The organism is Streptomyces incarnatus (assembly GCF_001027185.1).
In the GTDB taxonomy this organism is placed as follows: Bacteria; Actinomycetota; Actinomycetes; order Streptomycetales; family Streptomycetaceae; genus Streptomyces; species Streptomyces puniciscabiei.
In genome coordinates, this window is sequence record NZ_CP011497.1 from 5542233 (window position 1) to 5555853 (window position 13621).

The 13621-nt window shown below is 70.9% G+C and carries 9 protein-coding genes, 2 tRNA genes and 1 pseudogene; 6 read left to right on the forward strand and 6 right to left on the reverse strand.

The features are described from left to right. Positions 1-144: 144 nt before the first annotated feature. Positions 145-215, reverse strand: a tRNA-Gly gene (locus ABB07_RS25000). Between the two features lie 160 nt (positions 216-375). On the opposite strand from ABB07_RS25000, the pseudogene ABB07_RS41790 reads away from it, so the two are divergent. Further along, positions 376-549, forward strand: a pseudogene (locus tag ABB07_RS41790) (hypothetical protein); the annotation flags it as partial. Positions 550-1063: 514 nt separating this feature from the next. On the opposite strand, the gene ABB07_RS25010 reads toward ABB07_RS41790, so the two are convergent. Together ABB07_RS25010 and ABB07_RS25015 are read right to left on the reverse strand one after the other, a co-directional pair. Next, positions 1064-2413, reverse strand: a complete 1350-nt coding sequence (locus ABB07_RS25010; RefSeq protein ID WP_244189506.1) for an alpha/beta hydrolase family protein — start codon at positions 2411-2413, stop codon at positions 1064-1066. Positions 2414-3286: 873 nt separating this feature from the next. Then, a tRNA-Arg gene (locus ABB07_RS25015) sits at positions 3287-3359 on the reverse strand. 273 nt (positions 3360-3632) lie between these two features. Between ABB07_RS25015 and ABB07_RS25020 the strand changes: the two genes are divergently transcribed. The 4 genes from ABB07_RS25020 (at position 3633) to ABB07_RS25035 (ending at position 10839) form a co-directional block, all read left to right on the forward strand. Then, positions 3633-5243 carry a dynamin family protein gene (locus ABB07_RS25020; protein ID WP_208900810.1) on the forward strand — a complete coding sequence of 537 codons (1611 nt, stop codon included), beginning with the start codon at positions 3633-3635 and terminating at the stop codon, positions 5241-5243. Positions 5244-6428: 1185 nt separating this feature from the next. Beyond that, a complete protein-coding gene (locus tag ABB07_RS25025; RefSeq protein ID WP_244189794.1) occupies positions 6429-8234 on the forward strand; it encodes a YfjP family GTPase in 1806 nt (601 codons plus the stop codon). A 433-nt stretch (positions 8235-8667) separates the two neighbouring features. Next, positions 8668-9150, forward strand: a complete 483-nt coding sequence (locus tag ABB07_RS25030; RefSeq protein ID WP_208900811.1) for a single-stranded DNA-binding protein — start codon at positions 8668-8670, stop codon at positions 9148-9150. A gap of 276 nt (positions 9151-9426) precedes the next feature. Next, the gene (locus ABB07_RS25035) at positions 9427-10839 is read left to right on the forward strand and encodes a TQXA domain-containing protein (protein ID WP_425264758.1); all 1413 of its coding nucleotides are present in this window, start codon (positions 9427-9429) and stop codon (positions 10837-10839) included. Between the two features lie 12 nt (positions 10840-10851). On the opposite strand, the gene ABB07_RS25040 is transcribed toward ABB07_RS25035, so the two are convergent. From ABB07_RS25040 to ABB07_RS40995, 3 genes are all read right to left on the reverse strand, one after another. Beyond that, positions 10852-11079 (reverse strand): hypothetical protein, encoded by a 228-nt coding sequence (locus ABB07_RS25040; protein ID WP_244189507.1) that lies wholly within the window; start codon positions 11077-11079, stop codon positions 10852-10854. Between the two features lie 325 nt (positions 11080-11404). Next, positions 11405-11947 carry a DUF4262 domain-containing protein gene (locus ABB07_RS25045; RefSeq protein WP_208900812.1) on the reverse strand — a complete coding sequence of 181 codons (543 nt, stop codon included), beginning with the start codon at positions 11945-11947 and terminating at the stop codon, positions 11405-11407. Positions 11948-12467: 520 nt separating this feature from the next. Then, entirely contained in the window at positions 12468-12866 is a 399-nt protein-coding gene (locus ABB07_RS40995; protein WP_244189508.1) for a hypothetical protein, read from the reverse strand. 289 nt (positions 12867-13155) lie between these two features. Between ABB07_RS40995 and ABB07_RS41000 the strand changes: the two genes are divergently transcribed. After that, complete coding sequence (locus ABB07_RS41000) at positions 13156-13311, forward strand: SHOCT domain-containing protein (RefSeq protein WP_244189509.1); 156 nt, start codon at positions 13156-13158, stop codon at positions 13309-13311. The last annotated feature ends 310 nt before the right edge of the window (positions 13312-13621 follow it).

Genomic DNA, 13621 nt, shown 5'->3' on the forward strand with positions numbered 1-13621 from the left:
ACCGCCGCCGACCCCGCAGTCTCCCCTGGGACTCCGCCGCGCCTGGGTCTCGCCTCACGAGACTCACACGCCTCACTGCCCCCATCAGGCCGAATCTCGATCCTGACGCGCGGCTCTCGGCGAAACGGCCGTTCTGTGCGTGAGCGCCCCCGGCAGGACTCGAACCTGCGGCCAAGCGCTTGGAAGGCGCTCCGCTGTTTCCTTTGCCATGCGGCCGTTGATGTTGGTAAACGGGCGGCCGACGACCTTGCTGAAGGTGCCGACAGGCAGTCCTCTCGCCGCGTTCCTCCGCATCGGCCATGAGGGACAGTCGCCGCGCGGACCGGCGCACCGCCGACAGCTGTCCGGGAGACGGTATGTGCCCGCCCACCGACACCGGACGAAGCATCGGCCCCCAGGACCCGCTCTGACGGGGCAGTCTTTGCGATCGCACGCGTCGCGACGGACTCCACCGGGCGAGTTGTCGAGGCCGCCCTTCCGGCCTTTCCAGGCGATCGCAGCGAAGCAGTCTTCACCACCCACCAAGTGACCGCACCACCCACCAAGTGACCGATGAGGAGCGGACGCGACGATGATGGCATCGTACGAACCACGGGTCTCCTTGCGACGGTTGGCCGAGGAGCGGACCAGGGCATTGCGGGACGTGCTCCGCGGGGTAACCAGCCGTGGTCACCACCGGGCGGTGAGCGGTCCTCATCGCTTCTGAAGGGGGCGGCTGCGTTGGGCGGTTACGGCCTGCTCGGTGCGGCCTGACATGCTGGTCTACTGATCACCGGTCTCGCTGACCAGTGACGCTGACCAAGCCCACGACTCCGACCTGGCCGGAGACCGTGGACTTCGGCCGTTGTCGGTCGGCGTCGGGTGACCTGGGACCGCCCAGGACGCCGCCACTGGCGCGCCAGCAAGGTGCCACCTGCCGCAGGCGGCAACGACGCCCAGTGCGAGCGGGGCCCCTGGTGATCGCCGGCGCATGCGGGGCGGCCCCTCCCGACACGCCGAAGGGCGGATCCGCGAACGGGACCCGCCCTTCGGATGACCGGTCAGCTGTACGGCCGACAGCCGGTCAGCGGACGAACGAGATCTCTGGATAGCTCTTGGACGGTCCGTCCAGCAGGGTGCTGTGCTTGCCGCGCAGCTCCTGGTCGAAGAAAGCGGCGAGGTAGGCGGACTGGACCTTGACCGCTCGGTCGGGATCGATCGTGCCGAACTGCTGCTGCAGCTGGGCCTGGGAGAGCCCGAGCAGGCCCGCCTCCTGCGGCACCATCCACTCGTTGTCGCTGAACGACAGGTGCGCCGCGCCGTGGAGCTGGATGTCGACCCGATATCCCTTCAGATGCGACCACAGCGTGCGCCAGGACCCGTCGTTGTTGCGGTTGTGGGTGCCGGAGCTGAAGAGCATGAAGGGGCGGTCCAGGTCCTTGCTCGGCGCCGTCCCGAAGAACTGGCCGTCCAGGTCGGCACCGGCCTTGATACGGGTGTCCAGCTGCATGGCGGTGTCGACCGCCCCGCCGCCCAGCGACCAGCCGAACATCCCGATCCGGGACATGTCCACGGCGCCCGACAGCCCGGTGGGGAGCGTGGGGTGGCCGGGGTCCGGGTTGCCGCCCTTGCTGATCGTGCCGAGCTGGTTGATGACGAACCGGATGTCGGCCGCGCGCACCTTGAGCGTGTCGGAGGAGTGGGCGCCCGCCGGCATCGTGTTGACCTCGAGCCGGTTGCCGGGGAACTGCACCTCGTTGGCGTCGTGGGTGTGGTCGACCATGACGACGAGGTAGCCGCGGCTGGCGAGATCCTGGGCGTGGGCGGTGCCCATCGCGCGGTCCGAGTGCAGCCCGGTCGAGTACAGCAGGACGGGCAGCTTGCCGAGCTTGGTGTTCACCGGCGCGAGGACATGGCCCGCGGTCCTCGGCAGGGTCACCTCCTGCGGCGACAGCCCGCGCGAGGCGAGGAAGTGGGCGCCGGAGATCGACGGCATCCACGGCGCCTGGTAGTGCCCGGACGTGGCGGTGGCCGGATAGAAGAGCGACACCATCAACTCGCGAGGAGTGTTGCCGAACACGTACGGATCCGTACGGGACTTGTCGATGAGGTGCAGGCCGACCATGCCCACGCTGTACGGCCCGGTCGGCGCGGGCATGTTGAGCTGCAGACCGGATGTGTCCGTGCGGCCGGACGCGAGGGCATCGGGGTGGACGGCCTTGTGGTCCAGCGGCGCCTCGTCGTTCTCGGGCGCCCAGGGCGTCTTCGGGTCGGTCTGGTCGGGCGAGAACCCGGTGGCCGCAGGCTTGTCGGACGTCTTCCCGGCGGCCATCGCCGGTGTCATCCCTGCACCCAGCGCCACGGCCAGCGCACCCGCCGTACCGACCGCTCTGGCGAGCCCTCTGCGCCGTTGGCGCGGGCGACGGTGTTTCATGGAACCCCCTTGATGGGTCAGCGATCGCAGAACAGGCGATCGAAATGCCGCACACCGTACCGCTCAGGCGGCCGATGTGCTGCGCGGGGATCCATGCCGCCGGCAGCGCCTCCCAGCCGTTTTGCGAATGCGACTTCCCAAGCGCCCCAGCGGACAGTGGTGCACTGACACATACGCGTCCCGTCGAGTCTCTGCTCAGCGAGGAGCGGTTGCCCTCGCAGTGCCATAGAGCGCCCTCGACAGCCGCCACCAGGACCACGAACGCCGTGGACGAGCGGGCCGTGCCCAATGCCGAGCAGCCGGCGGCAATCCTGGACTGGACACGGCGCCGTGCGGCGCGGTGGCAAGCGGCTCCCCGCCTCCTTCGCCACGCTGTACTCCTGCGGCCCTCGCCTGGCGGAAGCCGTAGCCATGCGCGTGGAGGACGCGGCCCCGCCCGAGCCCGACGCCGACGTCCAGTGGTGCGATGTGCTGATCCGCACGGCGACTCCGGCCAGGTGGTCTGCTGCGCCACGGCGATTCAGATGGCCTCCTTGCCGGCTCCGTCATCCGTCGGGCGTGGCGCAGTGCACGTAACGAGTCTCCCACCGGGCGGCGAACGGGCAGCTGCCGGACCTCCGACGGCGACTGGAAGCTGCGGGAGACCTGCCGGGGGACCTGCCGGAGGCGGAGGTGCCGGACGGTGGCTGATCTTCCTCCGGTCGAGAACTTCCGACACGTATTCGACACGGCCACCCGCGAAAGCCCGGTGACAGCCGGACAGCCCCGGAGTCCGCCCTTGATCATCGAGAGGGCGTCCGGGGCTTCGTCGCGTCAGCCCGAACCCACCCTGACCAGCAAAAAAGCCCTCCCAGGCGGGAGGGCTGAGACGTGCGCCCCCGGCAGGACTCGAACCTGCGGCCAAGCGCTTAGAAGGCGCCTGCTCTATCCACTGAGCTACGGGGGCCTGGTGGCGGGTCCAAGGATAAAGCTCCCCGTTCCTCGACCCTGTCGCTTCGCCTCCGTGGCTTGATGTGGAGGTCTGGTGAAGCGATCCCGATAATCGCAGGCAGGTACGAATCGTGCAGCGCTTTTGGCGTCCGGCGCCCCGGGTGTTGTGCACTCGTTATGCCTCGGCTGTACCCATGTCCCAGTCATCCCTTCCGCCCTTTCTGCTCCGTCGGCGCGCAGACATGTCTATATGCTTCAGAATCACCCTAAAATTGGGCATTCTTCGCATGTGGTGACCTTGGACGTTCGGCCTCAGCTGCTCGACACACTTTCCGCACTGCGCGACCGTGTCGCCGCCGCACGCTTTCCGCTGCCTCTGCCGGGAGCCCCGCGCGCGCGTGCGAACCGCGACGAACTCCTCGCGCAGCTCGACGACTACCTGGTACCGCGCCTACGAGAGCCCGAGGCGCCGCTGCTGGCCGTCGTCGGCGGCTCCACCGGCGCCGGCAAGTCGACGCTCGTCAACTCGCTCGTCGGCCGCCGGGTGAGCGAGGCCGGGGTGTTGCGGCCGACCACCCGGACGCCGGTGCTTGTCTGCCATCCGGAGGATCATCACTGGTTCAGCAGCGTGCGCGTGCTGCCCGGTCTCGCACGCGTGTGGGGGCCCCAGGAGGACCCCGACGACATCCTCCTGACCGGCGTGGGCGAGCCCCCCGCGCGCGTGCTGCGCGTCGAGACCGCGGACACCGTCCCGCGCGGGCTCGGCCTCCTCGACGCCCCCGACATCGACTCCCTGATGGCCGACAACCGCGCCCTCGCCGCCGAGCTGATCTGCGCCGCCGACGTCTGGATCATGGTCACCACGGCCGCCCGCTACGCCGACGCCGTCCCCTGGCACCTGCTGCGCACCGCCAAGGAGTACGACGCCACCCTGGTGACCGTCCTGGACCGGGTGCCCCACCAGGTCGTCTCCGAGGTCTCCCGGCAGTACGGTGCCCTGCTCACCAAGGCCGGGCTCGGCCACGTACCCCGCTTCACCGTGCCCGAACTGCCCGAGTCCGCCTGGGGCGCCGGCCTGCTGCCCGCCACCGCCGTCGCACCGCTGAAGAACTGGCTCATGCACCACGCCCAGGACCCCGCCGCCCGGGAACAGGTCATGGCCCGTACGGCCTACGGGCTCCTCGACTCGCTCAAGTCCCGCCTGCCCGAGCTGGCCGGCGCCGCCGCCGCCCAGTACGCGGCCGCCCTCCGGCTCACCGCGGCCGTGGACACCGCCTACGACAGCGAGCACGCGCGCGTGCGTGGCCGGCTCCAGTCCGGCGCCGTACTCGCCGGGGACGCCCTCACGCGCTGGCGGGCCTTCCCCCTGGACTGCGCCCCCGGCGAACTCCTCGACGCACTCGTGGCGAGCCTGGCCGCCCTGCTGCTGTGCTCCGTCACCGCTGCCGACGAGCGCATCGACGAGGCCTGGCGGCGCGAGCCGGCCGGAGCCGACCCGGCCCTCGCCGCCGGCGAGTCCTCCGCGGAGAGCACCGAACACCGCATCGGTGTCGCCGTACGGCGCTGGCGGCGCGAGCTGGAGGAGTACGCCGAGGACGAGGTACGCGAACTGGAACGGACCACCGCACCCGACCCGGAGCTCATCGCCGCCCTGGTCGCCACCGCGCTGCTCGGCGGACGCCGGGCGCGCAACGCGGGCGAGGGGCTCGCGCAGCGGATCGGGGCGCACGGCGCGCTGCGGCTGCGCGACCGGGCCGGACGGCTGCTCAACGACCACGTGGACCGTGTCATGCACACCGAACGCGAGCGGCGCCTCGCCCCACTCGACGCCCTTGACGTCCACCCGGAGCCCCAGGCCGAACTCATCGCCGCGCTGTCCGTACTGCAGAAGGAGAGGTGACCGGTGACCGCCGTCACTGACCAGGACCACACGGATCACATCGACCACATGAGGCACGCGGGACGCATGAGGGACATGGAGCAGCGAGGCCACGGCAGTGAGACCGCCACCGGGCACGTGGAGCACGGCGGTCACCCGGAGCCGGGGCTCGTGGAGCACATTGATCGCCTGGAACATCTGGAACATGTTGATCGGCTGGAGCGCATGGACCAGTTCGAGCACATGGACCGTGTGGATCACATGGATCGTGTGCAGCACATGGATCGCGTCGAGCACATGGACCGCGTGCAGCAGATGCGTCGCGGTGAGCCTGCGGGCTACGTGGATCAGGTGGACTACGTGGATCAGCTTGACCACGTGGACCACGTGGACCACGTGGAGCGTGTCCCTTACGGCGCTGGTGCGGACGAGCGTGCAGAGCGTCTTCGAGGTGGTCCGAACGTGGTGGACCACAGCGGCGGGACGGGTGACTCCGCTACGGGGGCCGGCGCCGTCCTCGACGCCTCGGATGCCTCCGTCACCTGCGACGTCCCCGGCGACCCCGCTAGCGCTGTTGCCGACGGATCCGCCGGCCCCTGCGGTAGCGCGGACGCCGGCCGCGAGCAGGCGGCGGGTGTGGGCCTCACCGTCTCCGGCCATGAGAACCCGTCGGGCGAGCGGCACGCGCGCGTGCTGAACGAGCACGGGTACGAGCACGTGTACGCGCACGCGGACGAGCATGAGCGCCGAGGCGAGGTCCCGGACGGCGGCGGCGCCGGCCAGGAGGACGGTGAAGGCGACGGCGAGATCGCGGACCGTATGCAGCCCACGGGAGGGGGCCTCGGCAGCGAGAACTGGGGCAAGGAGCGGGAGCCGTACCCCGAAGCCCCAGGCGGCACGCAGCTCCCTCTGCCGCATCCCTTCCGGCAAGCCGTGACCGACGCCGACGTCGTCACCCCGGGGGCCACCTCCCACCCCACAGCCGCCACATCGGCACCGCCGGCCAAACCAGCCCCGGCAACAGGACCTGCCCCCTCGACCAACCCGACCCCGATCGCCAGAAGCACCCCCGCCCCCACCACCAAAGCAGCACCCCCACCGCCGCCCCCACTCCCGCCGATCCCGCCGATGCCCACCTTCGCGCCCAGCCCCGCCTTTGAGCCCCCCGCACCAGCGGGGCGTCCGGCGTCGTCGCGGCCCTCCCGGCTGCCATCCCCCAACCCTCCCGGCTCCCTCAAGTCCCCCGAGTCCCCGCAGCCTCTTGAGCCCCCCGAGCCCCACGACTCCTCCGACCCCTGGGACGACGGCCTCATCGCCCGGCGTGTCACGGAGGCGACGGCCGCCGCCCTGGCCGCCGAGCGTGCCTCGGCCCTGGAGAGCAGCAGCCGCGGTCCGGGCAGCCAGACCCCGGCCCCGCTGGCGTACGACGGCCAACTGCGGTCCCGGCTGGACGCCCTGCGCGAGCTGGTCGGGCTGTCCCGGACCCGTCTGGAGAGCGACACGCTCGCCGAGGCGGGCAGGGTGCTGGACGAGGCGGCGGCCCGCCGGAAGCTCTCCGGCCGGCACACCGTCGTGGCGATCGCGGGAGCGACCGGCAGCGGCAAGTCGCAGCTGTTCAACGCCCTTGCCGGAGTGGCCATTTCGGAGACCGGCGTACGACGTCCGACCACGGCCGCGCCCATCGCGTGCAGCTGGAGCGACGGCGCGGCCGGCCTCATCGACCGGCTCGGCATCCCGGGCCGGCTGCGCCGCCGTCCGCTGCAGAGTCCGGAGGCCGAGGCACAGTTGCGCGGGCTGGTCCTGGTCGACCTGCCCGACCACGACTCCGCCGCCGTGGAGCACCGTCAGCAGGTCGACCGGATCCTGAAGCTGGTCGACGCGGTGATCTGGGTGGTCGACCCGGAGAAGTACGCCGACGCCGTGCTGCACGAGCGCTATCTGCGGCCCATGGCCGGCCACGCGGAGATCATGTTCGTCGTTCTCAACCAAATCGACCGGCTGCCCGAGGAGGCCGCCGACCAGGTCCTGGACGACCTGCGCCGGCTGCTGGACGAGGACGGGATCGCGCTCGGCGAGTACGGCGAACCGGGCGCCACCGTGCTCGCCCTGTCCGCGCTGACCGGCGACGGCGTCGGTGAACTGCGCGAGGCGCTCGGGCAGTTCGTGGCCGAGCGGGGCGCGGCGGCCCGCCGGGTGTCGGCCGACGTGGACGCCACGGCGGCCGGGCTGCGGCCCATGTACGCCGCGGGGCGGCGCGTCGGCCTCAGCGAGGAGGCACGCGAGGAGTTCGCCGCGCGGCTCGCGGACGCGGTGGGCGCCACCGCGGCGGGCGAGGCGGCCGAGCGCGCCTGGCTGCGCAACGCCAACAGGGCCTGCGGCACGCCCTGGCTGCGGCTGTGGCGCTGGTACCAGAGCCGCGGCGAGTCCACCACGGGCCGCATCCCGGTGCGCACGGCCCAGCCCGACGAGGAGGCCACCGCCCGCCAGCGTGTGGAACAGGCGGTCCGTACGGTGTCCGACCGGGCCTCGGCCGGGCTGCCGGCGCCGTGGGCGCAGGCGGTGCGCGAGGCGGCCGTACGCGGGTCGCAGGGGCTGTCCGAGGCGCTGGACGAACTGGCGGCGCGGGCCGGGCTGCCGCCGGGCCGGCCGCCGCGGCCCGGGTGGTGGCCGGCCGCGGTGCTGGTCCAGGCGGCGATGACCCTGCTGCAGGTGGTGGGCGGTCTGTGGCTGTTCGGCCAGATCGTCGATGTCATGAAGCCCAACCTCTGGGTGCCGGTGCTGCTGATGGTGTGCGGGATCGTCGGCGGTCCGCTGGTGGAGTGGGGGTGCCGGATGGCGGCGAGAGGCCCGGCCCGGCGCTACGGCCAGGAGGCGGAACGCCGGCTCCGGGAGGCGGCCGCCGGCTGCGGCCGGGCCCGGGTGCTCGATCCGGTGGCGGCGGAGCTCTTGCGGTACCGGGAGGTACGGGAGCAGTACGGGCGCGTCGCGCGGAGCGGGGCCGGAGTGGGGTGAGCCGGAACCGGTGAGATCTGAGCGTGAGGGGCCCCGGGTGTTTCCGGGGCCCCTCGGCCGTTTCCCGGGGCACCTCGGCCGTTTCCGGGTCTCGTGCGCCCAGGGGGCTCTTCGGCCGCGGGGGTGAAGACGGCCGCCGGTGACAGCGGGTCACTCATGCGGGTGGCGGAGATTTCCACAGGTCGGGGGTTGTCCACAGCTCTCAGCGCGTCCGGCCCGGCGCAGGCAGTCTGGGTCCGCGGCGATCACACGGCGCCGTCCGGCCGGAAGAACGGCGGACGGTCCGTGCGTTCGGCGCAGACCACAGAGGCCGGACACACACGTCAGGCACGTACGTCGGACACACACGACAGACAGACACAGCCGCACGGGATGTGCCCCGTGCGCCTGTCCGCCCGGCCGGAAGGGCCGGGCGGGGGAGGGGAGTGAGGACATGAACGAGACCATTGTGTGCGTGGTGGGCAACGTGGCGACCCAGCCCGTGTACCGGGAGTCGGCGGTCGGCCCGTCGGCCAGGTTCCGGCTGGCGGTGACCGCGCGCTACTGGGACCGGGAGAAGAGCGCCTGGGCGGACGGGCACACCAACTTCTTCACGGTGTGGGCCAACCGCCAGCTCGCGTCGAACGTGGCCGCCTGCGTGGAGGTGGGCCAGCCGCTGGTCGTACAGGGCCGGCTGAAGGTGCGCACGGAGACGCGCGACGGGCAGCAGCAGTGGGCCTCCGCCGGCATCGACGCCGTGGCGATCGGCCACGATCTCTCGCGCGGTACGGCCGCGTTCCAGCGCTCGGCCAGGCCGGAGGCACCGCCGGCGGCGGCACGGCCGGAGCCGAACTGGGAGACGCCGCGTCCCACTGACACACCGGACGAGGGTGGCAGCGCACCTCAACAGGCAGTGGTGGCCGCAGCAGTGACGTGACATCAGTACGACCGACCGCCGCAGGGCGGGGAGGGCCGGGCGTGGGCGGCCCGGTCGCCGAACACCCCTGTACGAACTGGTTGATTTGTCGATATGCCCAGCTCATGGACGGTCCCCGGCGATAACGATTATGGATCGGATCGCTGATCGGATCATCCGATCGGCGGAAGAGGCTCCGGCTGATCCATAGGATGCCGGGCGTGCCCCTAGGGGCTGCCGATTCTGCTGGTGGGACCGTCCCCCACGTCCAACGGGTCCTGCTCGAAGGGGAATTCTGTGCTTGCTGCGTTCTGTGGGTTCCGCCGTTCCACCGGAGCGGCCCGCCTGGCCGCCGCCACGACGGTGTCCGGCCTCGTGGCAGCCGGTGTGCTGTCCGGCGCGGGTACGGCCGTGGCGGACGGGACCGACGGGATATCGCAGACCCAGGGCGGGGCGACGGCCACCATCAACGGCCTGAAGACCTACGGCGAGGCGGTGATCCACGAGGACGGCGGCGACCAGCGCGTGGGGGCGGGCCTGTTCGAGATGTCCGTCGACGGCGGCGGCACCCTGCAGACGTACTGCGTCGACCTGAACACCCCCACCCAGCGCGACGCTCTCTACCAGGAGACGCCCTGGAGCGGCACCTCGCTGGGCGGCAACAAGGACGCCGGCCGGATCCGCTGGATCCTGCAGAACTCCTATCCCCAGGTCAACGACCTCGCCGCGCTCGCCCGCCGGGCCGGCGCCGGCACCCTGACCGAGCAGGACGCGGCGGCCGGCACCCAGGTGGCCATCTGGCGTTACTCCGACCACGCCAAGGTCGACGCCGTCGATCCACAGGCCGAGAGGCTCGCCGACTATCTGCAGAAGAGCGCCCGCGACCTCGGCGAACCGCAGGCCTCGCTGACCCTGGACCCGCCGGCGGTCTCCGGCCGGCCGGGGGACCTGCTGGGACCGGTGACCGTGCACACCAACGCGGGTACCGTCACGGTGAGTCCGCCGCCGGACGCGGCCACCAGCGGGGTACGGATCACCGACAAGACCGGCAAGGTGATCACCTCCGCGCAGAACGGCACGCAACTGTACTTCCACGTTCCCGAGGGCGCCTCGACCGGCTCGGGGCAGCTGACCGTGCAGGCGTCGACCACGGTGCCGGTGGGCCGTGCCTTCGCCTCCGACAGCCGCAGTCAGAGCCAGATCCTGGCCGGCTCCAGCGAGTCCACGGTTTCCGCGACCGCGACCGCCACCTGGGCGGCCGAGGGTGCCATACCGGCGGTGTCGGCCCGGAAGAACTGCGCCAAGAGCGGCCTGGACATCTTCGCGGCCAACAAGGGCGACAAGCCCTTCACCTTCGAGCTGATGGGCGTCGAGCACACCATCCCCGCGGGCGCCTCCCGCACGGTGACCGTCCCGCTCCAGGAGGACCAGGCCTACGACTTCACGATCACCGGACCCCATGGCTTCAGCCACCGCTTCACCGGCGTCCTCGACTGCGAGACACGGGGTGCGATCACCACGAAGTCGGCCCGAGTCCACAACGAGCCCAGCCCCGCCTCGGTCGGCGGCACCACGGCCCCCGGCACCAACCTCGCCGCGACGGGCGGCTCCGTGATCACCCCGTTGATCGCCGGCGTGGCCATCGGCTTCGTGCTGATCGGCGGCGCGGTACTGGTACTCCTCCGCAAGCGGGAACAGCCCGGCGACTGACCTGGCCCGGCGTCACGCCTCGTCGTCCTGGGTGCTGGGCCCGTCCTGCGGAGCGTGGGGAAAGATCAGCCCTGCAGAACTGCTGATCATCCCAACTGCCCCCATGCCGCCGAGCACCAGCCGTCCGAGGACCCTTGCACCGTGCCAGTCGTGCGGAGCCCCGAAAACCACCCAGGCACCCAACGCGATGCCCGCGACCAAGAGTGCCAGGCCGCCGATACGACGTAAGCCGTGGTTCATGCGCTCATGATCGCCCCTCACTGATCGGCGCTCAACTGTCACAGAGACGAACGAGCCACCCCGTGACAACCCCAAACGCCCAGGTCTGAGCCCCCGCACCCAACGGGTTGGCGCCGCTGTGGACTGTGCCCATCGTCGTTGCCGGCTCCTTAAGCCGTCAGAGTGCAGCGCCGAGTTGAAGTCGACGGCACCGCGGCTCAAGCCGCTGCTCCCCAGCTACCGTTCACCAGAACGGTGTCCCCTGACTTTGGCTCCGGGGAAGTCGGCATGCTCACTCCTTGGCGTTGTCGGTAGGGCCCACTCGACCACTGAGCCTCGCCCGACCTCACGTGATTTCGGTCCACGGGCCGGTGGTCTCGTCTTTTGGAATCCAGAGCAGTGGTTGTCCCGTGCGGCAGCGCTCGTCCGCTCCCTCCTCCCAGGGGAACCGCCCGGCCTTGTCCGGCCAGAACAGCTGTGTGATGGGCAGTGGTGGGGTCTGGTAGAAGTCGATGCCTGCGCCGAAGAAGTCGTGATACCAGCTGGGATGCACGGGCCGGACGGCCACGTCGTAGCCGTTGAGGACGTCTCCTCGGCGCTGGTCGGGCTCGAGTGGGTCGCCGTTCCGAATCGCTGCCCCAGCGGCGTTCGCCACGCGCATCGCGGTCTGCGACGGCAGGCCGAACACGCTCACCTCGGGACTGCGCAGCGTGTGCCAGAGGCCGATGGAGTAGCCCCAATCGCCGGGGGCGTCACCGCCGGCCACGCCCATGACGTGCCAGCCGAAGTCCGCGACACTCTTGGCTATGCGGCTGTCGCGCTCCTCCCACACCGGGCCGCCCCATTCCGTCGGGGCGCAGAGGAGGCAAAAGCAAGGGGCGTCGTCCATCCCAGGAGATTAGACCTGCTTGCACACGGGACCGTCTCCTGGGGTGGCGCACAGCAGCGAGGTACCGCAAGCGGGCGGACGATGGCCGACGGCTCTGCCGGGCGCTGTGGAGGTGTACCGGTCGGCACGTCTGGTGGCGCTGGGCCGACCGGCCGAAGGAGCCGCTGGGGGCCTGCCCGATACCCGAGCTGCTCCGCTGACATGCAACGCCGGCGCCGCCATCGCCGTACCCGCCGCCTCCGCCGCCGCGGCCGTCCCTGGTCAGCGAAGTCACGATCGGAGAGTCCGGGGCATGCTGCCGCCGCTGACCCATGGGAAGACCGAGCTCTTCGAAGTCATCCGCGTCACCGGCCCCGGCAGGCACCTGAGTTCGGAGGACCTGGCCCACGACACTGCCGCGAACTGGGAGGGAGACCAAGTCCGCTGTCACGGTGCCCGTGTCCGGTCCCAAACCACACCGTCCAGCCCCGGGCGGGCGGACGCCCGCTCGCGATGGCGGTCTGACCGGATGTTCCGGTGGTCAGACCACCAGCGCGGCGTGCAGCGCACTGAATGCTTCACGAAGTTCCAACCTGGCGATCGGATCGATCTCCATCTGCAAATGACACACGTCGTCGTCGCCGTTGGGAGTCAGGCGCACGAAAAAGGCGAAACCGTCCCCGACGGGCTCCGCCTTCAACGTCAGCGGGTTGTTCCGACCGGGAGTCACCGCCGCCGAAAAGCGTCCACTCGACGGCGCGCGCAGGTGAGAGAGCATGCGGGCCGCGAAGTCCACGACCTCCGCGGCGCTGAGATCTGCGGTGAAGTCAGCTGTCAGGCACGAGCACCAATCTGCGGTGACCTGCCAGGTGTCGCCATCGGTCCGAGCCAGTTCCAGCCACACGTTGTCACTGCCGAGGCGTATCCGCGGTTCTTCCATCGTCGCCCTCCGACATCCGTGCCTGGGCTCAAGATCCTATGAGGCGGATCTCCCTCGTCGGAAGTCATCGCACGCCATCCACCCCCCTCCCGACAACCGGCGAACCTTCCCGGACAGAGCAGCCGGGGTCGTCGTCCGGGCTCAGGCGGAACCACCGGCGAACCAAGGTGTAACCGGGGGGGAGGTCGTTGCCCGTCAGTTCCTTCTACCTCGCCTTGGCCACCTCGCTGGCCTGCTGACCGGCGGGGAGCCTCCGTACTACGACCCGCCTGAACCTCTCGATTCTTCGGTGATCCAGCGAGGCAAGCATGGGGCACCGGCCGAGGCCGCAGCTCAGCCGGATGTTGTCGAGCAGATCGCGAAGCTCGCGTCGCTCCACGACGCCGGCATCCTCACGGACGAGGAGTTCGCGGAGAAGAAGGCTGAACTGCTCGGGCGCCTCTGACACTTGAGGCGGCCAGTCGGCGCCCGGGCCCGGGTCGACGCGCGTGATCCCAGTCTCTTGGCGTGGTACTGACGCCGGTTCTCGCGCAGGTGGTTCGACTCCACTCCGCAGGATCGACCGACCGGATCGGCCGCAAGGTGAGCGTCAGGTTCGGCCACACCCGGGGGTGACTCACGGGTCGGCAGCTCGCGCCACACCTCGCCCGGGTATGGGGTCCGCCATCAGATCATTCGACGAGGCGCGTGGCGTCGGGCTCGCATGCCGGATCTCACCAGCGGCTTCTTGCCCTTGACGGCTCCGTCGCGGGTGA

Bases quoted from the DNA above. Each gene is read 5' to 3' on its own strand.
- ABB07_RS25045 (WP_208900812.1), bottom strand. From the start codon at position 11,947: ATGGACGACGCCCCTTGCTTTTGCCTCCTCTGCGCCCCGACGGAATGG.
- ABB07_RS25010 (WP_244189506.1), bottom strand. From the start codon at position 2,413: ATGAAACACCGTCGCCCGCGCCAACGGCGCAGAGGGCTCGCCAGAGCG.
- ABB07_RS40995 (WP_244189508.1), bottom strand. From the start codon at position 12,866: ATGGAAGAACCGCGGATACGCCTCGGCAGTGACAACGTGTGGCTGGAA.
- ABB07_RS25040 (WP_244189507.1), bottom strand. From the start codon at position 11,079: ATGAACCACGGCTTACGTCGTATCGGCGGCCTGGCACTCTTGGTCGCG.
- ABB07_RS25030 (WP_208900811.1), top strand. From the start codon at position 8,668: ATGAACGAGACCATTGTGTGCGTGGTGGGCAACGTGGCGACCCAGCCC.